The 22487-nt window shown below is 71.4% G+C and carries 17 protein-coding genes and 1 pseudogene; 9 read left to right on the top strand and 9 right to left on the bottom strand.

The genetic code is table 11. The features are described 5' to 3' along the window. Positions 1–40: 40 nt before the first annotated feature. The 6 genes and pseudogenes from E2651_RS15260 to E2651_RS45265 all read right to left on the bottom strand — a co-directional run. The gene (locus tag E2651_RS15260) at positions 41–1441 is read right to left on the bottom strand and encodes a hypothetical protein (RefSeq protein ID WP_167828796.1); all 1401 of its coding nucleotides are present in this window, start codon (positions 1439–1441) and stop codon (positions 41–43) included. Further along, positions 1428–2498 carry a caspase family protein gene (locus tag E2651_RS15265; protein ID WP_135331671.1) on the bottom strand — a complete coding sequence of 357 codons (1071 nt, stop codon included), beginning with the start codon at positions 2496–2498 and terminating at the stop codon, positions 1428–1430. The genes E2651_RS15260 and E2651_RS15265 overlap by 14 nt, the downstream gene beginning before the upstream one ends. Positions 2499–2532: 34 nt before the next feature. Then, the gene (locus E2651_RS15270; protein ID WP_135331672.1) at positions 2533–4029 is read right to left on the bottom strand and encodes a hypothetical protein; all 1497 of its coding nucleotides are present in this window, start codon (positions 4027–4029) and stop codon (positions 2533–2535) included. A gap of 24 nt (positions 4030–4053) precedes the next feature. Beyond that, the gene (locus E2651_RS15275) at positions 4054–4926 is read right to left on the bottom strand and encodes a transporter substrate-binding domain-containing protein (protein ID WP_135331673.1); all 873 of its coding nucleotides are present in this window, start codon (positions 4924–4926) and stop codon (positions 4054–4056) included. Positions 4927–5005: 79 nt separating this feature from the next. Further along, on the bottom strand, positions 5006–6523 hold the full coding sequence (locus E2651_RS44640) for a M81 family metallopeptidase (protein ID WP_245238849.1): 1518 nt from the start codon (positions 6521–6523) through the stop codon (positions 5006–5008). A gap of 24 nt (positions 6524–6547) precedes the next feature. Further along, positions 6548–7564 (bottom strand): annotated as a pseudogene (locus tag E2651_RS45265) (ROK family transcriptional regulator); the annotation flags it as partial. A gap of 267 nt (positions 7565–7831) precedes the next feature. Between E2651_RS45265 and E2651_RS15285 the strand changes: the two are divergent. The 9 genes from E2651_RS15285 to E2651_RS15325 all read left to right on the top strand — a co-directional run bounded on the left by E2651_RS15285 (position 7832) and on the right by E2651_RS15325 (position 18417). Continuing rightward, positions 7832–9673, top strand: a complete 1842-nt coding sequence (locus tag E2651_RS15285; RefSeq protein ID WP_135331675.1) for a peptide ABC transporter substrate-binding protein — start codon at positions 7832–7834, stop codon at positions 9671–9673. Next, positions 9670–10620 carry an ABC transporter permease gene (locus tag E2651_RS15290; RefSeq protein WP_135331676.1) on the top strand — a complete coding sequence of 317 codons (951 nt, stop codon included), beginning with the start codon at positions 9670–9672 and terminating at the stop codon, positions 10618–10620. Before E2651_RS15285 ends, E2651_RS15290 begins: the two co-directional genes overlap by 4 nt. Continuing rightward, complete coding sequence (locus E2651_RS15295) at positions 10617–11519, top strand: ABC transporter permease (protein ID WP_135331677.1); 903 nt, start codon at positions 10617–10619, stop codon at positions 11517–11519. The genes E2651_RS15290 and E2651_RS15295 overlap by 4 nt, the downstream gene beginning before the upstream one ends. Positions 11520–11532: 13 nt before the next feature. After that, the gene (locus E2651_RS15300; protein ID WP_135331678.1) at positions 11533–13596 is read left to right on the top strand and encodes an ABC transporter ATP-binding protein; all 2064 of its coding nucleotides are present in this window, start codon (positions 11533–11535) and stop codon (positions 13594–13596) included. After that, entirely contained in the window at positions 13593–14516 is a 924-nt protein-coding gene (gene mmuM, locus E2651_RS15305; RefSeq protein WP_209446156.1) for a homocysteine S-methyltransferase, read from the top strand. The genes E2651_RS15300 and mmuM overlap by 4 nt, the downstream gene beginning before the upstream one ends. A gap of 63 nt (positions 14517–14579) precedes the next feature. Continuing rightward, positions 14580–15671: an exo-alpha-sialidase gene (locus tag E2651_RS15310; protein ID WP_135331680.1), complete on the top strand. Its 1092-nt coding sequence runs from the start codon at positions 14580–14582 to the stop codon at positions 15669–15671. A gap of 33 nt (positions 15672–15704) precedes the next feature. After that, the gene (locus E2651_RS15315; RefSeq protein WP_135331681.1) at positions 15705–16382 is read left to right on the top strand and encodes a uracil-DNA glycosylase; all 678 of its coding nucleotides are present in this window, start codon (positions 15705–15707) and stop codon (positions 16380–16382) included. Beyond that, the gene (locus E2651_RS15320) at positions 16379–17377 is read left to right on the top strand and encodes a BadF/BadG/BcrA/BcrD ATPase family protein (protein ID WP_135331682.1); all 999 of its coding nucleotides are present in this window, start codon (positions 16379–16381) and stop codon (positions 17375–17377) included. The genes E2651_RS15315 and E2651_RS15320 overlap by 4 nt, the downstream gene beginning before the upstream one ends. A 95-nt stretch (positions 17378–17472) precedes the next feature. Further along, the gene (locus E2651_RS15325) at positions 17473–18417 is read left to right on the top strand and encodes a hypothetical protein (protein ID WP_135331683.1); all 945 of its coding nucleotides are present in this window, start codon (positions 17473–17475) and stop codon (positions 18415–18417) included. A 105-nt stretch (positions 18418–18522) separates the two neighbouring features. Here the strand turns inward: E2651_RS15325 and E2651_RS15330 are convergent, their stop codons facing one another. The 3 genes from E2651_RS15330 to E2651_RS15340 all read right to left on the bottom strand — a co-directional run bounded on the left by E2651_RS15330 (position 18523) and on the right by E2651_RS15340 (position 22223). Then, positions 18523–19575, bottom strand: coding sequence for a lactonase family protein (locus E2651_RS15330; RefSeq protein WP_245238845.1), 1053 nt, complete (start codon positions 19573–19575; stop codon positions 18523–18525). 76 nt (positions 19576–19651) lie between these two features. Next, positions 19652–20680, bottom strand: coding sequence for a nitric oxide synthase oxygenase (locus tag E2651_RS15335; protein WP_245238846.1), 1029 nt, complete (start codon positions 20678–20680; stop codon positions 19652–19654). A 34-nt stretch (positions 20681–20714) separates the two neighbouring features. After that, on the bottom strand, positions 20715–22223 hold the full coding sequence (locus E2651_RS15340) for an FUSC family protein (protein ID WP_135331697.1): 1509 nt from the start codon (positions 22221–22223) through the stop codon (positions 20715–20717). Positions 22224–22487 lie beyond the last annotated feature (264 nt).

Below are 22487 nucleotides of genomic sequence, written 5' to 3' on the forward strand. Positions count from 1 at the left end.
TCCTCGTCCCGGCCGTCGCCGTTCCCCCACCCCAAGCGCCTCACTCCCCCTGCTCCCCCTGCGGGCGCCTGAGTTGCTCGATCGCCTTGTCGACCGCCTTGTGGGGCAGGCCGGTCCGGCGGCACAGGTCCTTCGGCTCCAGGCTGCTCAGCACGTCGTCGACGGTCTTGTCCTCCACGCTCGCGATGTCCATGACGTACCGCTGGACCCGGTCGACCGGATCGGCCTCCCTGGACCACTTCGGACTGACGGAGCTCGGTGCCACGACATTGACATCCACCAGGGCGTCCCGGGCCCCCACGCCCACCGGCCCGCGCTCCTGCTCCACCCAGGTCGTCCACACGCCGCGCCCGACGACGTGTTCCGCCACGCTCTCCGCCACCGAACCGTCCCGCAGGACCCCCGGGTCGACCGAGTCCGCCTTGACCAGCAGGCGGCAGGACGCGGCGAGCATGGGCGGCGAGACGACGGGTGCCACCGGTTCGCCGATCCGCGTGGAGAGCGCGGCGATGTCCGGATGGTGCGGGGCCTCGTGCATGAGGTTGCCCACCAGGGTGCCGATCCGCTCCAGATCGGGCACCGGGTGCAGCAGCAGGGCGTGGGCGCCGATGATCCCCATGAACGGGTTGAGGGTCTTGGCGTCGAGCAGTTCGACGAGCTGCCGGGTCGACACCAGGTCGATGCCCTGCCGCAGTCCGGAGAGGGCCGCTTCCAGGGCGAGGCCGAGCGCGCGGTCCGTGGACTGCCAGCCGGCGCCGTGGCGCACCATCTGGATGGAGGCGAACTGGGGCTGCGGTCCCTGCGGCCCGTTGCTCACGAACACCAGGGTGGTCCACCCGTCGAGCACGTGCAGGGCCTGCGCCAGGGGCAGTCCGTCGGCGGGTTCCCTGCGCAGCCGCAACCGGTAGCCGCCCGGCGGCAGTTCACCGCTCCAGGCGGACCATTCCTCGCCGCCCGACGGCTCCCAGCCGCCGGCTCCGCCGTCCACGGGTGTGCCGTCCTCGCCTGCCACCTCCAGGGCGTACGGGTCGAGCTGCCAGCCCCGGCGCAGATTGCGGATCAGCACCATCAGGGTGGGCGTGCCCGTGCCGTGGGTCGCGCGGGTGCTCCAGCGCTGCGCGGCCGCGCGGTGGTCCTCGCGGGTGGTCGGGGTGCCCTCGACCGGAGTGGGCGTGGGCATGCGGGGCAGCGCAAGGCGTTCGGTGAACGGCTCGGTGCCGACCTCGACGAACCGGCTCTCCACCTCGCCGCCGAACCGCTGCTCGATGCGGTAGATGCCGGGCGGCAGCGTCGTGTCGATGGTCCCCATCGCGTGCGTGACCTCGCGGAACGCGGAGTCCGTGACGGTGACGAGGACCGACGGGGTGTCCGGGATGACGACGAACGGCACCCCTGCCGCGGCCTCTTCTCGTGCGTGCCGCCGGTCTTCAGAGCTGGACACCATTGCCACCGCCTGTCATTACCTCGAAGAATCCGCCGTCCCTGAAGTCCACCGCGTTCACGCTCTCCGGCATGGCGCGGTACATCCCGGGCTTGAGCTTCTCGACGCTTTCCCCCGCGTCGACGTGCAGCCTGATCGGTGGTTCGCCGGGTGCGCCGCCCCGCAGCTGCACCCAGCCGCGGAAGCCTTCGGGGAAGCGCAGCGTCACCGGGGCCGACGGGTCCTCCACGCCCCGCGTGAAGACCATCGGGGCACTGGCGCCCGTGATGAACCTGGCCTGCTGCGGCACGAGCGCGCCCCCGGTCCTGGCCCGCACCGACATGGTGACGTAGTTGGCGAGGCCGTCGGAGGTGACCGTGCCCGCCGGGGTGACGCTCGCGCCGCGCAGCCCCTCCAGGATCGCGGTCGTGAAGTGCCCGCGGGCCCCGTCGCGGTCGGCGATCTGCTCCTCGTAGGCGGGGTCGCCGAGCGACGTCGCGAAGCCGACGAAGTAGTCGACGTCGTCGGGCGCCTCGGTGTTTCCGGTGAAGGGCGGGGCGAAGGCCTCCACGCCGCCGAAGCGGGTGCGGCAGCAGTCGGCGAGGAAGACCACCTCGTGGAACGGCGACGCCGACTCGTACCAGTTCAGATACTGGCGTACCGCGATGTGGCTGCCCATGTAGTCCCGCGCCGCGTTGGCCATGAGCAGCGCCGCGTCGCTGTTGTTGGACGGCGAGAACCCGTGGCCCGCCAGGAAGACGTACAGTCTGGTCGCCCGCCACGCCTCGGACTGCTCTTCTTCGGGCCTGGCCCTGACGGCCTTCCCCACGGCCGTGTGCGAGCGGTAGAGCGCCCGGTCGACGTAGTCCCTGGTCGGTACGGCGCTGAGGAAGTCGTCGGTGCGCTCGTCCTCCTCGGTCGCGGTGACCAGGTGGACGTTGGCCTCGGGCACGGCCCCTCCCCCGGGGTCGACGAGCCACTCGTGGAATCGGCACGCGTCGCCCCGCGCCCCCTGAAGGTCGCCTATGGCCGGGTATCGGTTGATGCCGACGACCACGGCGTAATGCAGGTCGTTCATCCGTATCTCTCCCCCGTCGGTCGCATCGGTCGCGTCAGTCGGCGAGCATGTCGGCCATGCTCGCGAGCACGTCCGGGTCGTCGTCGAACGCCGTGTGGCTGAGGGCGCCCGCGCGCAGTCCGGGGCCGCCGTCGGCGGGTGACCACACGGTGCGCGTGGGGTCGTCCGCCAGGAAGTCGCGCAGGTCGGCCGAGTCGCGGTCCGCGGCCGCCGCGTCGAGGTACCAGTGGTGCATGCCGGCGATGGGCACGACGGCGGACTTCTGGTCCTGGCCGCGTTCCAGGACGCCGGAGATGAAGTAGAGCAGCGACCTCGGGTACAGGAACGGCACCAGGTGGTCGGCCCGCTCCGCCGGGTCGTTCATGGTGAACATCCGGAAGCGGTCGAAGAGTTCGCTCCGGCGGCGTACGACGGGCACGAGCCGGCCCACCGTGCAGGCGGGCGCGAGGAGCACCACGTCGCGGATGCGGAAGTCCGCCGGCATGGGGTCGTCGGCGGCGGCGCGCCTGCGGGCGATGTCGTCGAGGAGGTTGCCGATGAACACGGCGCCCGCGCTGTGGCCGACGACGGTCACCTCGGGCCGGGTGCCGGTGGCGAGCAGTTCGGCGAACCGGTCGAGGAAGTACCGTCCGGCGCGGACCTCGTCACCTGCGGCGAAGGTGTCGCCGGTCTGCCGCTTCATCGCGTCCCAGATCGCCGCGCCCACGGCGCCCAGGTAGAACTCGCGGAGGATCTCCTCGACGACCGTCGGATAGAGACCGTGGTCGGTGCGCCGCCGGAACCTTCCGACGACGGCGGCCACCACGCGTACGGTCTTGCGGACCAGCAACGCGGTGCTGACCAGGGCGCGTTCCCCCGCCCCCGCCCGGTCCACGAGGTCGGCGACGATCTCCGGTGACATCAGTGTGGCCGCCGCGGCACGCCCCCCGATTGCGTCTCGCGCCGCGGCGGCCCGCTCTGCGGGCGCGGGCGCAACCGAGTTGACGATCTCCCGGGTGCGCTCGGCCAGTTCGATGTCCGTGGAGAGCTCGGTGGCCAGCTGGCGCTGTTCGTCGTCGCTCAGTTCCGGCACGTCGGCCGGGGCGGTCAGCCGTGCGTACGGCTCCTGCCCGGCCCGCACCTGGGCGAGTTCCGCTGCGACGGCCCTCGAGGTAGGGGTGGCCACCACCCCGAGGGCCCGCTGCCCCGGCTCCTGGAAGACGATGCCTGTCGCGTACCGAGTGACCCTGTTGAGCAGCGTACGGAAGACGCTCTCGTTCAGGATCTGCGGCAGGTTCCCCCGCAGGGTCTCCAGGAGTCCGCTGCTCCACACGAAGAAGACGGGGTCGGCCCCGGCCGCTTCGTAGACGGGCGCGAGGCGTTCGGCGGTCCTGAACCCCAGCGCGTCGTCGATGAGCCCGCCGTGGAAGTGCAGCACGACCCGCGGCCGGTCCTTGAGCCCGGCCACGAGCTCGTCGATGTCGGCGGTGGTGGTCGAGGCGAGCCGGCCACCCTGTCCGCTGTGGATGCACCGGTCACGGAAGGATTCCATGCCCAAGAAGGTAGGGCGGCCCCGTCACCTCGGCCTCCGGGGCGAACTCAGGGATATCCCCTGGGTCCAGGAACCCGAGGCCGTGCCCATCCACTCCGCCTCGTACGCCGCGTAGGTGCCGTCGTGCGTCGCCAGATGCGTGAACTGGTCGACGTACGCCTTGAACTCCTCGTCCCCGCGCGGCAGTGCGTACGCCTTCTCGGAGAAGGTGAAGGGCTTGTCGGGGTGCAGCGAGCAGAGCTCGGGGTGGATCTTGGACTGGTAGCGGGTCTCACTGGCGTCCGTCATCATCACGTCCGCGCGGCCCTCGATGATCTCCCGGAAGATCGTGGTGTTCTCGGGGTGCAGTTCGATGGTGGCCTGCTTGATGTTGGCGCGCGCGAACTGCTCGTTCGTGCCACCGGGGTTGACGATCACGGTGGTGCCGGGCTTGTCGATGTCCTTCAGCGTGCCCTCGCCGAACCTGTCCTTGTCGGCGCAGCGGATGATCGGCGTCTTGCCGTCCTCGCGGGTCGGTTCGCTGAAGTAGACCTGGCGGGCGCGCGGCAGGGTGATGGAGACGCCGCCGACGGCGATGTCGCAGCGGCCCGCCGCGACGTCCTTGGTCAGGTTCGCCCACGTCGTCGCGACATAGGAAGGCTTGGCGTCGAGGCTCTCGGCAAGGTCCTCGGCCATCTTGATGTCCACTCCGCTGTACGTTCCGTCGGCGGGGTCGAGGTGGGTGAACGGGCGGTAGTCACCCGTCGTGCACACCTTCAGGACGCCCGCCTTCGGGACGGAGTCCAGGAGGCTGCCGTGGTGGCGGTCCGGCCGCTTCGCCGAGTCGGGCGAGGCGGGCGCGGCGGCGGTCACGGCCAGCAGGCACACCAGGGCGGACAGGGTGGCGGCACGCTTCACGGGGGCTCCTCCGGGTCGGGTTCGCGGCTCGAAGGGATCACTTTCGCAGACCCGTTCTGGCAGGTGAAGCCCCTTCTCATCAGGCGAGCGGCACCAGTTGAATGGCCGTCAGATCTGGCCCCGCCCCGGTGTCGTACGCGTCCTCGTCGAAGGGATACAGCGGGCGCTCCACGCGGTGGTGGCCGAGCCTCAGGAGGTTCTGGTCGACGCCGCCCGGGGTGAGGGCGAGGAGCCAGTCGGCGGCCATGTCGTACAGCTCGGGCTCCAGGTAGCCGATCTTCACGACGACCAGGTCGAAGGTGCGCGGGTCGATGCCGAGGCCGCCGTCGGCCGGGCCCAGGAAGTCCGCGAGGGTGTGGAAGGGTTTGCGGCGCTCGACCAGGATCACCGTCACCCCGCCGCTCTTCACCGCCGCCATGTCGACGCCCCGGTCGTAGGCGCCGCCCTCGGCCCGGTCCTTCTGCTCGGTGGCGCGCTGCAACGCCTCGATGGTGCCCGTGAGTTCGTACGGCCCACCGTGGTTCGCGTCGACCTTGCCGCCGACGCTCAGGGTGACCTCGGCGCCCACTCCGGCCTCGAAGCAGCGGGCGACGGCGAGGGGGTCGGTGATGCCGGGGTGGACCGCGGTGACCTTCCCGGAGCGGATCGCGTCGTTCGACAGAAGCTTGCCCAGCATGTACGCCAGGTCGCCCGCGCCGCCCGCCGTGGGGTTGTCCCCGGAGTCGCTGATCAGGAAGGGCCGCTTCGTCGAGGCCACCGCCTGTGCGATGCACTCGTCGGCGCCGCCGGTCGGGCCGACGAAGACGAAGTCGCGGCGCGCTTCCCAGTAGCGCCGTGCCAGCTTCTCGGCCTCGGCGGCGGCCAGTTCGGCGTCCTCGCCGGTGACGACGATCGCGGCCTGGCAGCGCGGTTCGTCCGCCCACGCGTAGCCGACCCACAGCGCGGCGTCGAGGATGCCGGGCAGCTTCTCGATCTCGGCGAGCGAGGCGTACAGCGACTTGGCGGGCTCCAGACGGGTGCTGGTCTTCTCGCCGGGCAGCAGGACGGGGATCCGCACCCAGGCGCGGTGCGGCCGGGTGCCGTCGCGCAGGCAGCGTACGAGATGGCGCGCGGCGCGCTCGCGGGTCTCCCAGGCGTCCTCGTGCGGGGCCAGGCGGTGGGCGGTGAGCAGGTCGACCGGCTCGGCGAAGCGGCGTGAGACGTTGCCGTGCAGGTCCATGGCGGCCGAGATCATCGGGCGGCCGCCGTCGGGGGTGCCGACGGCGTCGAGTGCGGCACGCACGGCCTCGGTCAGATCGGCCTCTGCGTCGGTCAGGCCGATGACGCTCATCGCGCCGTGGATGTCGTAGACGAGCCCGTCCAGGGGGCCCGCTTCCCGTATGCGCGTGACGAGTTCGTCCTTGAGGATCAGATACGACTCGGCCTCCACCGGCCCGCCGGGCAGCGAGGTCGCGTGCAGCAGGGGCACCCATTCGACCGTGTAGGCCAGGTCCGACTCGGGCCGGGTCCAGGTGTAGCGGTCGAGGAGTTCCTGGCCGCGGGTCTGACGGAAGTCGTCCGTGGTGGTGATCTCCAGGTCCGCGGTGGCCAGCGGCAGGCAGCGCTCGTAGAGGACACCGCGTACGGCGGCGACCAGCGGCTCGGCGGTGGCGAGCACTCCGCCGAGGGCGACGGCCTGCGGGTTGAAGAAGTTGACGACGACGGACAGGACCGTGCCGATGTGCCGGCCCGCCGTACGGACGAGGGTGGTGGCCTGCGGGTCGCCGTCCGCGACGAGCCGCAGGAGTTCGTTGGTGTCCGCCACCTCGACGCCCTGCAGGGCGAGTTCGCGGATCAGCGCCGCGCCGCTTGCCACGGTCTCCAGGCAGCCGATGTTGCCGCAGCTGCACGGCCGGTCGCCCGCCGCCTCGATGCGTACGTGACTGATGTCGCCGGCGGAGCCGTTCGCGCCGTCGTGCGGGCGGCCCGCCGCGATGACGCCGCTGCCGATGCCGCGGCCCGCCTTGACGACGACCATGTGGTCGAGTTCGGGCCGTACGGTGCGGTGTTCGCCGACGGCCATCATCGTGGCGTCGTTGTCGACGGTGACGGGGATGCCGAGGCGTTCGGCGAGGACGTCGCGCAGCGGGTAGCGGTGCCAGCCCGGCATGCGGGACGGGCTGAGGACGCGGCCCTCCGCGGGCTGCACGGGGCCGGGGAAGGCGACGCCGAGCGCGCGGACGGTGCGGCCCGACTCCCGCTGGCGCACGCCGAGTTCGGCGACCTGCTCGCAGAGCCAGTCCACGGCGGACTCGGGTCCCGCGGTGATGTCGTGCGGCAGGTCGACGGCGTCCAGGACGGTGCCGCCGAGGTCGACGGCGCCGAGGCGGGCGTGGTGGCTGCCCAGGTCCGCGGCGAGGGCGACGCCGCCTTGCGCGTGGACGCGCAGGAGGCGGGGGCGGCGGCCGCCGCGGGATGCGCCCTCGCCCGATTCGGTGAGCAGCCCCGCGTCGACCAGCTCCTGGACGCGCAGCGAGACCGTGGACGCGGCGAGCCCCAACTCCCGTACGAGATCGGCCCGGGACGACGCGGCGCCCGAGGAGACCAGCTGCAGGATGTGCTGCGCCGATCCCGGTTCGCCGAGTGGTGTTCCGGCCATGCCGCCCCCTGTTGCTCCGATGCTGCTTCGAGGTGTTCTTCGAGGTGTTCTTCGAGGTGTTGCTTCGAGGTGTTGCTTCGAGATGTTCGTTCGACAACGAGACGAACACTAAGGCGACTCGAAGGAAGTTGACCAGTACTCCCGACTTTTCAACTTCTTGCCGAATGAAGCTATTGACTTGGTTTTCTGGTGCGTCCTAGCGTTCGGGCGCCGCCTCGTCGTTCTCCGGCACGGGGCCGGTCCCGTACCCCTTGGAGGCCCATCGCCATGCGCTCACTCAGGTCCGCGGCGGCAGCGCTGCTCGTCCTCGCGGCGGCGCTCACGGCTTGCACCCAGGAGGGCGGCCGGGTCGACATGGGGCCCACGGGCGGCACTCCGGTCGAGGGCGGCACCGCGACGATGGCGCTGCCGCCCGCCGCGACACCGAACTGGATCTTCCCGATCGGCGCGCCCGGCTACGGCGGCTCGTACAACTACGGGATCCTCTCGCTGTTCTTCACGCCCGTGTACGACGCCGTGCAGGACGCCGACAAGGGCGAGTTGACCACGCACGGCCCGAGCACCCTGGGCCTCGAACCGAAGTTCAGCGACGGCAACAAGACCGTGACCATGCCGCTGCGCGAGGGCGTCAAGTGGTCCGACGGGAAGCCGGTCACCGCCCGCGACATCGAGTTCTGGTTCAACCTCGTCAAGGCCGACAAGGCGAGCTGGAGCAACTACTCGGTCGGCACCATGCCCGACAACGTCAAGCGCTTCGAGACCGTCGACGACCACACCGTCCGGCTGCGGCTGACCCGCGCGTACAACCCCGACTGGTTCGCCGCCAACCAGCTCACCCTGATGCGCGCGATGCCCCAGCACGCCTGGGACGCGAAGACCGAGGGCGGGAAGATCGCCGACTGGGACCGCACGAAGGCGGGCGCCAAGGCGGTCTTCGCGCGGCTCACCCGGCACGCCAAGAGCCTCGGCTCCTACGGCACCGACCCGCTCTGGAAGACCGTCAACGGCCCCTGGAAGCTCGCCGGGTGGCGTGACAACGGCCAGGTCACCATCGTCCCGAACGAGAAGTACACCGGCCCGAAGTCCCAGCGCCCGCACCTGGACAAGGTCGTCTTCAAGCCCTTCACCACCGCCGACTCCGAGTACAACGTGCTGCGTTCGGGCGGCGTGGACTACGGCTACATCCCGCCGTCCGTGATGGCGCAGAAGGGGAAGTTCGAGGAGAAGGGCTACCGCGTCGATCCGTGGGAGGGCTGGGCGGCGACGTACATCGTCTACAACTTCAACTCCACGCACGCGGGCCCGATGATGGACCAGCTCTACATCCGGCAGGCGATGCAGCACCTCGTCGACCAGAAGGCGATGAGTGACGTCGTCTGGCAGGGCAGCGCGACGCCGACACTCGGCCCGGTGCCGGTGACGCCCAAGAGCCAGTACCTGTCCCGGGCGATGGAGAAGAACCGGTACCCCTTCTCCGTGGACAAGGCGCGTCGGCTGCTCACGGCCCACGGCTGGAAGACCGAGGACGGCACCGCGCGCTGCGTACGCCCCGGAACGGGCGACGACCAGTGCGGCAAGGGCATCGCGAGGAACGCCCCGCTCGAACTCACCCTGCTCTCCCAGTCCGGCTCCACCGAGACGACGAACATGATGCAGGAGCTGAAGTCCTCGCTCTCCAAGGCCGGGATCGATCTCACCGTGCGCCAGCAGCCGCTGAACTCGGTGCTCGGCAACTCCGTCCCCTGCAAGGCCAAGGACCCCGGCTGCGACTGGGACATGTCGTTCTTCGGGACGGCCGGCAGCTGGTACTACCCGCTCAACCCCAGCGGCGAGCAACTCTTCTCGACCGGCGCGTCGGCCAACTTCGGCAACTACAGCGACAAGAGGGCCGACCGGATCATCCGGGGCGTGCAGTACTCCCCCGACATGAAGTCCGTGCACGAGTACGGCGAGTACCTCGCCGAGCAGCTTCCCGTGATGTGGATGCCCAACCCGGCGTACCAAGTCTCCGTGATCCGCAACGACTTGCGGGGTGTCGGGCAGAACCCGACCGTCACCTTCGCGCCGCAGGACTGGTACTACGTCAAGAAGAAGGGAGCCGAGAAGTGACCGGCTTTCTGGTCAAGCGCTTCCTTCAGGCGCTCGTCGTGCTGTTCCTGGTCTCCGTCATCGTCTTCACGCTCCTGCACATGCTGCCCGGCGGACCGGCGCGCGCCATCCTCGGCCCGAAGGGCACCCCGCAGCAGATCGAGCACTTCAACCACCAGCAGGGATACGACCGTTCACTGCCCGCGCAGTACGTGATGTATCTGAAGCGGCTGTTCACGGGCGACCTGGGCGAGTCCTTCAAGCTCAACTCGCCGGTCTTCGAGCTGCTCAAGCAGCGGCTGCCGAAGACGCTGCTCCTGACGGTCCTGTCCACCGTGCTCGCGGTGATCATCGCGGTGCCGCTCGGTCTGCTGCAGGCCGTGCGGCGCGGCAAGGCATCGGACTACGCGCTGACGGGGCTCGCCTTCCTGCTGTACGCGACGCCGGTGTTCTTCCTCGGCCTCATCATGATCATCCTGTTCGCGCAGGTGATGCCGATCCTCCCGGCGGAGGCGCCGCAGGGCGAGACGATCGGTGAACTCCTCGGCGACTTCACGGGGTTGATCCTTCCCGTCGTCACCATGGCGTTCGGCATCGTGGCGATGTTCAGCCGCTATATGCGCTCGGCGGTCCTCGACAACCTCACGGAGGAATACGTCCGCACGGCGATGGCCAAGGGGCAGTCGAACCGCCGGATCATGGTCCGGCATGTGCTGCGCAACGCGCTGATCCCGCTTGCCACGCTGCTCGGCCTCTATCTGCCCACCCTCTTCAGCGGCGCTCTCGTCGTCGAGTCGATGTTCAACTACCCCGGTATGGGGCTGCTGTTCTGGAACGCGGCGCAGGGCTCCGACTTCCCGGTGCTGCTCGGCGTGACGCTCGTCGTCGGCATCGCCACCGTCGTCGGCTCGCTGCTCACCGACATCCTGTACGCCGTCCTCGACCCCCGGATACGGAGCGTGGCATGAGCACCGCGACCGCCGCTGTCACCCCAGGGCACGAGGAAGCCGCGCAGGCCACGCCCTCACTCGCCCGCCGCACCCTCCAGGTCTTCACCGGCAACAAACTCGCCCTGACGGGCGTGGTGGTCCTGGTCCTCCTCCTCGCCTTCAGCTACCTCGGGCCGCTCCTCCACTCCACCGAGCAGGTGCACACCGACCTCACCCAGGCCAACCTCGCGCCGGGCAGCTCCGGCCATCTCCTGGGCACGACCGACCTCGGCTACGACATGATCGGGCGGCTGATGGTCGCCGGGCAGACGTCGCTCGAAATCGGCCTGGCGGCGGGCCTGTTGGCGACGCTCTTCGGGACCGTGTACGGGGCGGTCGCCGGGTATTTCGGCGGCTGGGTGGACGCAACGATGATGCGGATCACCGACGCCGCGCTCGCGATCCCCGCGATGTTCCTGCTCGTCGTGGTCGCCGCGATCATCACGCCCAGCAAGGGCGTCCTCATCCTCGTCATCGCCTCGGTGGCCTGGCTCTCCCCCGCCCGTCTGGTGCGCGGCGAGGCGCTCTCGCTGCGCGACCGCGAGTACGTCCAGGCGATGCGGATGATGGGCGGCGGCGGTGCGCGGGCCGTGTTCAAGCACATCGTGCCGAACGCCATCGGCACGGTCATCGTCAACTGCACCTTCCAGATCGCCGACGCCATCCTCTACGTCAGCTATCTCGCCTTCCTGGGGCTGAGCATCCCGCCGCCGTCGGCGGACTGGGGCTCGATGCTGTCGGCCGGCATCACCTACACCCAGAACGGCTACTGGTGGCTGATCTTCCCGCCGGGCATCGCGATCGTCCTGGTCGTCGCCGCGTTCAACTTCATCGGCGACGGGCTGCGGGACGCGTTCGAAGTGCGGCTGCGGAAGTAAGGGAGAAACAGATATGACCGAGCCTCTGCTCACGATAGAAGACCTGCGCGTCGACATCGCCTCGCGCGAGCGCACCGTCCACGCCCTCGACGGCATTTCGCTGGAACTCGCGCCCGGCGAGGCCCTGGGCGTCGTGGGCGAGTCGGGCTGCGGCAAGACGATGACCGCGCTCAGCGTCCTCGGACTCCTGCCGCCCGGCGGCGAAGTCACCGGCGGACGCGTCCTGTTCGACGGCACGGACCTGGCCGCGGCCCCCGCGCCCGTCCTTCAGGACGTACGCGGCAACACCATCGGCATGGTCTTCCAGGACCCGCTGACCTCCCTCAACCCCACGATGACGATCGGCGCGCAGGTGGCCGAGCCGCTCCTGCTGCACCGCACCGGTCTGGGCAGGAAGGAAGCCTGGGCACGCGCCGAGGAGATGCTGCGCCTGGTCGGCATGCCACAGCCCGCCGAGCGCATGAAGGCGTATCCGCACCAACTGTCGGGCGGCATGCGCCAGCGCGTCGCGATCGCCATGGCCCTGGTCTGCGAGCCGAAGCTGCTGATCGCCGACGAGCCGACGACCGCGCTCGACGTGACGACGCAGCACCAGATCCTGGAGCTGATCGACGGCCTGCGTCAGCGGCTCGGCATGGCGATGATCCTGGTCACCCACGACCTGGGCGTCATCGCCAACCGGGTCGACCGCGTCGCGGTGATGTACGCGGGGAAAGTCGCCGAACAGTCCGACGTGCGCGGCCTGTTCGCCAGACCGAGGCACCGCTACACGGAGGCCCTGTTCGCCTCCCTCCCCGAGCGGGCCGCGGACAACGGCACCGAGCTCCACACCATCCCCGGCCTGCCGCCGAACCTCGCGGTGCGCCCCACGGGGTGCCGGTTCGCGCCCCGCTGCACCTTCGCCACGGACGAGTGCCGCACACAGGAACCACCGCTCGCGGACGATGAAGTGGGGGGCGAAGTGGGGGGCGAAAAGAACCAAGCGCACCGGTTCGCGTGCTTCCACCCGGTGCCGGACGACGCGTCCGAGGACGAGGTCGTGCTCCCGGCGGCCGTGCCCGCCCCCGGCGCCCCCGGTGACGTACTCCTCGAACTCGACGCGCTGGTCAAGGAGTTCCCCCTCAAGGGCGGCGCCTTCTCGCGCCGCCGGGGCACGGTCAGCGCGGTCGGCGGGGTGTCCCTGGAGATCCGCAGGGGCGAGACGTTCGGCATGGTCGGCGAGTCCGGGTGCGGCAAGACGACGCTCGGGCGGATCGTCGCGGGCCTGGAGGAGCCGACGGCGGGGCGCGTGCGCTTCGACGGCGGCGACCCGGCGGACATGTCACGGGCCGAGCGGCGGGCGCACCGGCGGCGTGTACAGCTGATGTTCCAGGACTCCACGGCCGCCATGGACCCCCGCATGCGGGTCGGGGAGATCCTGCGGGAGCCGCTGGTCATCCAGGGCGTCGGCAGCCGGGCCGAGCAGGAGGAGCGGATCGCCCGACTCCTGGACGCGGTGGGCCTGCCGCGCGGTGCCGTGCACCGCTATCCGCACGAGTTCTCCGGCGGGCAGCGGCAACGCCTCGGCCTGGCACGGGCGTTGACGCTCTCCCCCGATCTGGTGGTCGCCGACGAGCCGGTCTCCGCGCTCGACGTGTCCGTCCAGGCGCAGATCCTGAACCTGATGCGGGAGCTGCAGCGGGAACGCGGCCTGACCTATCTGTTCATCTCGCACGACCTGGCCGTCGTACGTCATCTGGCGGACACGGTCGGCGTGATGTACCTCGGCAAGCTGGTGGAGTCGGGCCCCGCCGAGCAGGTGTACGCCCATCCGCTGCACCCCTACACGCGCGGGCTCCTCGACACGGTCAACCTGCCGGACCCCGAGGCGGCGGCAGGCCTGGAACGCACGCCCCTGGCGGGCGAGACACCGTCGGCCGCGAAGCCCCCTTCGGGCTGCCGTTTCCGCACCCGGTGCCCGGTGGCCCAGGAGGTGTGCTCGACCACGGACCCGCCGGTGAGCACCCCGAACAGCACGGGACACCAGGTCGCGTGCCACTTCCCCCTGCCCGCGCCTCGGCTAGCGTCGACGGCGTGAGACTCGCGGATGCCCTGACCCGCCGCCCGCTCGTGCTGGACGGCGGCCTCTCCAACCAGCTGGAGGCCGCCGGGCACGACCTGGGCGACGCCCTGTGGTCGGCGCGGCTCCTGGCCGACGAGCCGGAGGCGATCGCGGCGGCGCACCGGGCGTACTACGAGGCGGGCGCGGACATCGCCACCACGGCGAGCTATCAGGCGACGTTCGAGGGCTTCGCCGAGCAGGGCGTCGACTCGGCGGGCGCTGCCGAACTGCTGCGCCTGAGCGTGGAGTTGGCGCGGGGCGCGGGGGCGGGTGTCGGCCGGGAGGTGTGGGTGGCCGCCTCCGCGGGGCCCTACGGGGCGATGCTCGCCGACGGCTCGGAGTACCGCGGCCGCTACGGCCTGACCGTGGCCGAGCTGGAGCGTTTCCACCGCCCGCGCCTGGAGGTCCTTGCGGACGCGGCGCCGGACGTCCTCGCCCTGGAGACGGTGCCGGACACGGACGAGGCGCGGGCGCTGCTGCGCGCGGTCCGCGGCCTGGGCGTCCCCGCATGGCTCTCGTACACGGTCTCCGGCGGCTTCACCCGCGCGGGCCAGCCGCTGACCGAGGCCTTCGCGCTCGCGGCCGACGCCGACGAGATCCTCGCGGTGGGCGTCAACTGCTGCGACCCCCGTGACGCGGACGCGGCGGTGCGCCTTGCCGCGAGGATCACCGGAAAGCCGGTGGTGGTCTATCCCAACAGCGGCGAGACATGGGACGCGGCTGCCAAGAGGTGGCAGGGGCCCCAGCGCTTCAGCGCGGGCCGGGTCACCGGCTGGCGGGATGCGGGGGCGCGGCTGATCGGCGGGTGCTGCCGGGTCGGCCCGGAGACGATCGCGGAGGTGGCCGGCGAGCTGGACACCCCCGCCGACCTGCGAGGACGTCCCGGGCGCGGGTGACTGTCAGTGCCGAGGTGCAGACTGGCTGATACCTGAGACAACGACGTCCGGAGGTGGCCACCCATGGCCGACATCATCCTGACCGTAGGCACCCGCAAAGGTCTCTTCATCGGCCGCAAACGCGGTGGCGCCGGCACCTGGCAGTTCGACGACAAGCCGTACTTCAACGCCCAGGCCATCTACTCGGTGGCCATCGACACCCGCGGCGAAACCCCCCGGCTCCTGGTGGGCGGCGACAGCTCCCACTTCGGCCCCTCGGTCTTCCACTCCGACGACCTCGGCAGGACCTGGACGGAGCCCGCCAAGGCGGCCGTCAAGTTCCCCAAGGACACCGGCGCTTCCCTGGAGCGCGTCTGGCAACTGCACCCCGCGGCCGCCGAACCGGACGTCGTGTACGCGGGTACGGAACCGGCGGCGCTGTACAAGTCGCGGGACCGGGGCGAGACCTTCGAACTCGTACGCCCGCTCTGGGAGCACCCCACCCGCGACAAGTGGGTGCCGGGCGGCGGCGGAGAAGGCCTGCACACGGTCCTGACCGACCCCCGTGACGCGGACGCGGTGACGGTCGCCGTGTCCACCGCCGGAGTGTTCCGCACGCTGGACGGCGGCAGCAGCTGGGCCCCGTCGAACCACGGCGTCTCGGCGGTCTTCCTGCCCGAACCCGACCCGGAGTTCGGCCAGTGCGTGCACAAGGTGGCCCGGGACGCGGCCGACCCGGACCGCCTGTATCTGCAGAACCACTGGGGTGTGTTCCGCAGCGACGACTCGGGCGCGAACTGGACGGACATCGGCGAGGGGCTGCCCTCCACCTTCGGCTTCGCCGTCGTCGCCCACCCGCACCGCGCGGACACCGCCTATGTCTTCCCGATCAACGCCGACATCGACCGGGTCCCCGCCGACCACCGATGCCGCGTCTACCGCACGAGCGACGCGGGCAAGAGCTGGGAGCCGCTCAGCGCGGGCCTCCCTTCGGGCGACCACTACGGCACGGTGCTGCGGGACGCGATGTGGAGCGACGGCCAGGACCCGGCGGGCATGTACTTCGGCAATCGCAACGGCGAGGTGTACGCGTCGGCGGACGACGGCGACAGCTGGCAGGAGCTGGCCTCGCACCTGCCGGACGTACTGTGCGTCAGGGCGGCGGCCATCGGTTGATCGACGCCCCCGTTACGGCAGTAGGGTGACGCCGTGGCACCACGACCCTTGCATGAAATCGTCGAGGCGGGCTGGGCGAAGGCCCTCGAACCCGTCGCCGGAAAGATCACCGAGATGGGCGGCTTCCTGCGCGCGGAGATCGCCGCGGGACGCACCTACCTCCCGTCCGGGCCGAACGTGCTCCGCGCGTTCCAACAGCCCTTCGACGAGGTGCGGGTGCTGATCGTCGGCCAGGATCCCTACCCCACACCGGGGCACGCGGTGGGGTTGTCGTTCTCGGTCGCGCCCGAGGTGCGTCCGCTGCCCGGCAGCCTCATCAACATCTACCGCGAGATGGGCAGCGACCTGGGGCTCCCGCCGCCGTCGAACGGCGACCTCACGCCCTGGACCCAGCAGGGCGTCCTGCTGCTCAACAAGGCGCTCACCACGGCCCCCGGGCGCCCGGCGGCGCACCGGGGCAAGGGCTGGGAGGAGGTCACCGAGCAGGCGATCAAGGCGCTCGCCGCGCGCGGGCGGCCCCTCGTCTCCATCCTGTGGGGGCGGGACGCCCGCAATCTGCGGCCGCTGCTCGGCCCGCTGCCCTCGGTGGAGTCCTCGCACCCCTCACCCATGTCGGCGGACCGCGGCTTCTTCGGCTCACGCCCCTTCAGCAGGGCCAATGAACTTCTGGTCCAGCAGGGCGCACAGCCGGTGGACTGGCGGCTGCCGTGACGGATCCCGGTGCGGGGTCCTACGTCCTCGGTGTGGACTCCGGGGGTTCGGGACTGCGGGCGGGCATCGCCGTGCCGGACGGCTCGGTGCCGTCCGTGCGGCTGAGCTCCGAGGAGCCGGTGCGCACCGGGCCCCGCGGCATCGACGCCTCGCACTTCCTCGAGCAACTCCTGCCCATGGCGAAGGAGTTGCTGGAGCGTGCGGGCTGCGGCAGCTTCTCGGCCGTCGCCGTCGGCGCCGCGGGCATGGCGACCCTCGGCGGCGAGCTCCGCGCCGAACTGCCGTCCGCCCTGCGCCAGTCCCTGGGCGTACGCCGCCTCGCGCTCGCCGCGGACGCCGTCACCGCGTACGCGGGTGCGCTCGGTGACCGTCCCGGCGCGGTCGTCGCCGCGGGCACCGGCATGATCGCGATCGGCACGGACCTGGCGTCCTGGCGGCGGGCCGACGGCTGGGGGCATCTGCTCGGGGACTGCGGCGGCGGCGCGTGGATCGGCCGCGCGGGGCTCGACGCGGCGATGCGGGCGTTCGACGGGCGGCGCGGCGGTTCGGCCGCGCTGCGGGCCCGCGCCGAGGAATTGTTCGGCCCGCTGCCTGGTCTGCCGGGGCAGCTCTACCCGCGCACGGACCGGCCGGCCGTGCTCGCCTCGTTCGCGCCGGAGGTGGCGCGCTGCGCGCCGGACGACCCCGTCGCGGCGGGCATCCTGCGCGACGCCGCCGCGCACATCGCCGAGACGGCGGCGGCCGCCTGCCCGCCGCCCGCTGCGGGCACGGTCCGCGAAGTCGCCCTGACCGGTGGCCTGTTCAAGATGGGCGAGCCGCTCCTGACGCCCCTGCGCGCCGAACTCGCGAAGCAACTGCCCTCCGCACGCCAGGTCACGGCCGCCGGTGACCCGCTCGACGGCGCGGTGCGCATCGCCGCCGACGTCGCCGCGGACCGGCTCCGGCTGCCGCTCGATCCGCACATGCTCACCGTGCACACAGAGGGCGACAGTTGACCTCTACGTAACTCATAAGACAAAACCGGACGTATACCGCCCACCTGCACCCTCCCCGAACAGTGCGGCCCCTGAGACCAGTAGCATGCGGGGCCATGAGCTCCCCCACCGGGCCCGCATCAGGCCTGCCCGTACGAATGCCGCGACCCCGCCAGCCCGGTCGGCACCGCCGCCCGGAGCCCGTTGCGGCTCCCGAGAACGCGCCCGCGCTCGTCCTCGCCGTACCGGGCGTACCCAGCACCGCCACGCGCAGCCTCGCCGAGGAGGTCGTGAGCATCGCCCGCTCCGAGCTGCCCGGCCTCGACGCCCGTATCGGGTACCTCGACGGCACCGAGGACGCGACGACCGTCTCGTTCCCGGAGTTCCCCTCGCTGCAGTCCGTGCTCGCGCACGCCTCCGCCGAGCGCACCGCACGCTATGAGCAGGCGCGCGCCGCTGGTGCGGAGGTCGCCGAGCCCGACGGCCCCGTCGCCGTCGTGGTGCCCCTCCTCGCGGGCCCCGACAACGCGCTGATGCGGCGCGTGCGGCAGGCCGTGATGGACAGCCGCGCGCCCGCCGAGCTGACCGACGTGCTCGGCCCGCACCCGCTGCTCGCCGAGGCGCTGCACGTGCGCCTCTCGGAGGCCGGTCTGGCCCGCGCCGACCGCGCCCGCCTGTTCACGGTGGCGACCGCGGCGGACGGCATCGTCCTCGCCACGGTCGGCGGCGAGGAGGCCGTGCAGGCCGCCGGGATCACCGGCATGCTGCTCGCGGCCCGCCTCGCGGTGCCGGTGATGGCCGCCGCGCTCGACCAGGAGGGCGCCATCGCGGCGACCGCCGAACAGCTGCGCGGTTCCGGCTCCACGCAGCTGGCGCTCGCCCCGTACCTGATCGGCCCGGAGATCGACGCGAGCCTGCTCGACGGCGCCGCCAAGGAGGCGGGCTGCTCCGTCGCGGAGTCGCTCGGCGCCTACCCGGCGATCGGCAAGCTGGCACTCTCGAAGTACGCGGCGGCGCTGGGCATCGCCCCCCAGCAGCCGTCGGGCGCGCCGGTCCACTGACCGCGCCGCGCATGCGGGTCTGATGCCGTTACGCCGATGGGCCCGCCCCCTGACCGGGGGGCGGGCCCATCGGCGTACCTGGACCGCCTGAACCCCCTGGACTGCTCAGCCGAAGATCACGCAGGAGGCGGCAGGCGCCTCGATGGCACCCGCGCGCCGCGGGATGCCCGTCTCCGGGTCGATCGCGAACCAGGTCACGTCGCCGGACCGCTCGTTGGCCGCGTACAGAAACCTCCCCGACGGGTCGATGGCCAGGTCACGCGGCCAGTGGCCGCCGCACGGCACGGTGGCCGTGAGCCGTGGCCGCTCGCCCGCCTCGTCGAGCGCGAGCACCGAGATGACGTCCTGACCGCGGGTCGCGGTCCACAGGAACCGGCCGTCGGGCGCGACGACGACCTCGGAGGGATGGGCCTCGCCGTCGCCGTCCGCGGGACCCGGCAGCACGGCGGCCTCGCCGAGCGGCCTCAGGGCGCCGTCGGCGGCGTCCCAGGTGCAGATGGTGACGGTGGGCGCGAGTTCGTTCAGGACGTACGCGCGGTCGCCGCGCGGGTGGAAGGCGAGATGGCGCGGGCCGGAGCCGGGCCGCAGCGCGACCTCGCGGTGGAGGGTGAGCGCGCCCGCGTCGGTGAGCGCGCAGACGCGTACGGAGTCGGTGCCGAGGTCCACGCTCACCACCCAGCGGCCGCTCGGATCGGGCAGCACCTCGTGGGCGTGCGGGCCCTGCTGGCGCTGCGGGTGGGGCCCGGAGCCGGTGTGCCGCAAGACGCCGGAGGGGGCGGGGGCGAGCGTTCCGTCCGGGCGGATGGGCACGACGGTGACGCTGCCGGAGCCGTAGTTCGCGGTAAGGACATGGCCGTTGACCAGGGCGAGATGGGTGGGCGCCGCGGCGTCGGCGAGCACCTGGGGTCCGGTCCGCTCGGGCTTGTCGCCGTCCAGACGGAAGGCGGCGACGGCGCCGTCGGAGGTCTCGCTGACGGCGTACAAGGTGTCGCCGCTGGGCGAGAGCGCGAGGTAGGAGGGGTCGGCGAGGGTGTCCGTGGCGCTGAGGACGGTCAGCGCGCCGCTGTCTGTGTCGACGGCGGCCGTGAGGATGCCGGCACCGCCCGCCGCGGTGAAGGACCCGATGTACGCCCGTTGCCTGTCGTCGTGCCTGCCCACCACTGCGTGCCCCTCTCGACCGGAGAGCGCCGCGGCCACGTCGGCGGCGCTGCTGCGGCCGACGCTAGCAGTCGGTCTAGACCAACGCGTCGCCTGATTCGCCGCGCGTCCGGGCGAGTGCCTCCGGGTGGTGGACATAGGCGGGGTGCCGCTCGACGGTGTCGTACGTGCGGTGGAAGACGGGTGTCGCGCTGCCGGACAGCGGCGGCACGATCCACGACCAGTCGGCGCCCACGGTCCTGCCCTTGCTCTCCTCGCGTCCCAAGTGGGTGAGGAAGCGGCGGGACTCGGTGTGGTGATCGGTCATGGTGACGCCCGCCCGGTCGAAGGAGTGCAGCACGGCGCGGTTGAGCTCGACCAGGGCGCGGTCCTTCCAGAGCGAGCGGTCGCTGGCGGTGTCGAGGCCGAGCAGCTCGGCGACGCGCGGCAGCAGGTCGTAGCGGTCGCTGTCGGCGAGGTTGCGGGCGCCGATCTCGGTGCCCATGTACCAGCCGTTGAAGGGCGCGGCCGGGTAGCAGACGCCGCCGATCTCCAGGCACATGCAGGCGATCGCGGGCACGGCGTGCCAGCGCAGTCCGAGCGACGCCCACCGGGGGTGTTCGGGGTGCTCGATCGGCACCTCGAGCACCGCGTCGGGCGGCAGCCGGAACCAGCGCGGCTTGTCGTCGGTTCCCTGGATCACCAGGGGCAGTACGTCGAAGGCGCTGCCGGGGCCGCCGGGCCAGCCGAGGCGGCGGGCGAGCGCGGTGATGCCGACGTTGCGCGGGTCACCGGTGACGCCTCCGCCGGGGCGTTCGTACCCGGCGTACCGGATGAGCTGCTCGTTCCAGATGCGCGGCCCCGGGCGCCCCGGGGCGTCGGGCGCGAAGACGGTGATGACGGGCCTGATCCGCCGCCCGTCGCGCACGGCCTCCCGCAGATGCTCCGCCGCGGCGGCGGCGACGTCATCGGCGCCGGTCACTTCCCTGCGGTCGATGACACGCAGGGAACGCCAGTACAGACGCCCGATGCACCGGGCGGCGTTGCGCCAGGCGAGCCGGGCGCCGAAGACGAGTTCCTCCGGGGTGTGGCGGTAGGCGCCATACACCGGAGATGCCCAGTCCACGGCCTTGTGCAACACCCTTTAGAGGCACCACCAGCTACCGCGCGCCGCTCAGGTATGCCGATTCCTCGCGTTGCAGGGGCACGGCCATCGCGGCGAGCGCCCGCTCCAGGCCATGTAGGTGCGCGAGGGCCGGGTGACCTATGGCTTGCTGAACGGACGGCTGCGGACCTCTCGCTCGCCCTGCGCCACTAGGAGAAGTCAGAGCTTCCACCGCCGCTTCCACCCTCCAACACGCGGCCGAGAGCCGAGCATCGTGTGAGGCGTCTGGATCCGATGCAACCGCGGCGAGGGACCGTACCTCTTGCGCACAGGCATCCAGTAGCACCAGCACCTCGCGGGCACGCGCCTTCCTCTCTCGGCCAAAGTGCAGTGGATGCACCAGCGGCGACACTGCCAGACGCACGCGCGTCAGGAGCGCCTCCAGCTCGGCGACTCGAGGCCCGGGGTCAGCTCCTGGAGTTCCGGCGAGGCGAGCGGCGGCCTCAGCCGTGCAAGCGTGAACACAACGCAGAGCACGGCGGATCCACTCGTCGGTGACGGCATGGGTGGTGACCGGCAGCACAAGCAGCACGGCGAGCACAGCCCCGAGTGCGCCGACCGCGGTCTCCGCGACACGCAACCCCAAGAGCGAGGTGTCCAGGACCCCCAGCAGGCCGTACAGCATCGAGGCCATCGCGGTCACGAAGAACATCATCCAGCTGTAGGAGACGGCCGCGGTGTAGAAGATCCCGAAGACACTTGCTGCTACGACCAGGGCCGTCGGCACAGCCGCCCCATGCACTGGAATCGCTACAACGAACCCCACCACGATGCCTGCCACGGTCCCTAGCACCCGACGGAACCCTCGCACCAGCGTCTCACCGCGCGACACGGTGTTGACGAACACCCACCAAGTCGCACCCACCGCCCAGTACCACCGCTGATCGGACAGCATCTGCCCCACGCCGAGCGCGAACGCCACCCCAGCAGCGGCCTGCACGGCCTGCCGCGTGGTCACCCGGCTGAGACCTCGCCCTTGCGACAGTGCAGGCGCCGCAGCCACCAGCCGTCCCCGCTCGTAGCACCACACACCGAACCGGACAATCGACGAGGCACACAGCGAGAGGATTACCGCCATACACAGCTCAGGAAGTTGAGCCGGGACAGTGTGCAGGAACTGCGCCGCGAAGAAGGTCATGAAGGCAAATACCCCGAGGGCGTGCCCCCGGGGCCCCCAGCGCCGCGCGTAGACGCCCGCCCCGACCACTGCAAGGAAGGCTGCGTCTCGCACCAGGGGGTAGTCGTGCAACCCAGCAGCCAGAGCCAGCACTGGAAGACCAACCGCCGGCAACAACGCAGTGGTCACTACCTGACCGCGTACGGTCGGATCGGTCACTGTGAACAGTGCGAGCAGTGCCGCCAGTCCTCCGACAATGGCCGCCTCAAGGGAGTGCCCCACCAGGCCACACACAGCGACGGCCAAAGAAATGCCGGCGACCGCCCGGGAAGCGCTGAACAGCCGAAGCCGCCCTGGATCCGGAGCCACGAACACCCTCTTCAGCACAGCTTCCCGCCCCTCTCGGCACCAGACACAAAGAAGGCGCCGCGGAGTCCGCAGCGCCATCGACAGACTCATCACACCATTAGACGGCCACCCGGCTCAACTGAAGCTTCTCCAAGTGAGCCAATGGCCTAGTCGATGGGCATCCCACGGCCCTGGCGGCCAGCCAACGGGTCATGCTGACGCGACCGCAACCGCCCGCGAGCAAACGGAGAAGACGCTTCGTGACCGTCTCCGAGAAGCCCCCCTCCCGCTCCACACCTGCCC

This window comes from Streptomyces sp. MZ04 (assembly GCF_004684775.1).
In the GTDB taxonomy this organism is placed as follows: domain Bacteria; phylum Actinomycetota; class Actinomycetes; order Streptomycetales; family Streptomycetaceae; genus Streptomyces.

What these genes read in the sequence shown, in the direction of transcription:
- E2651_RS15325 (WP_135331683.1), top strand. Translation starts at nt 17,473, where the DNA reads ATGAGCTCCCCCACCGGGCCCGCATCAGGCCTGCCCGTACGAATGCCG.
- E2651_RS15270 (WP_135331672.1), bottom strand. Translation starts at nt 4,029, where the DNA reads ATGGAATCCTTCCGTGACCGGTGCATCCACAGCGGACAGGGTGGCCGG.
- E2651_RS15295 (WP_135331677.1), top strand. Translation starts at nt 10,617, where the DNA reads ATGAGCACCGCGACCGCCGCTGTCACCCCAGGGCACGAGGAAGCCGCG.
- E2651_RS15265 (WP_135331671.1), bottom strand. Translation starts at nt 2,498, where the DNA reads ATGAACGACCTGCATTACGCCGTGGTCGTCGGCATCAACCGATACCCG.
- E2651_RS15310 (WP_135331680.1), top strand. Translation starts at nt 14,580, where the DNA reads ATGGCCGACATCATCCTGACCGTAGGCACCCGCAAAGGTCTCTTCATC.
- E2651_RS15300 (WP_135331678.1), top strand. Translation starts at nt 11,533, where the DNA reads ATGACCGAGCCTCTGCTCACGATAGAAGACCTGCGCGTCGACATCGCC.
- E2651_RS15285 (WP_135331675.1), top strand. Translation starts at nt 7,832, where the DNA reads ATGCGCTCACTCAGGTCCGCGGCGGCAGCGCTGCTCGTCCTCGCGGCG.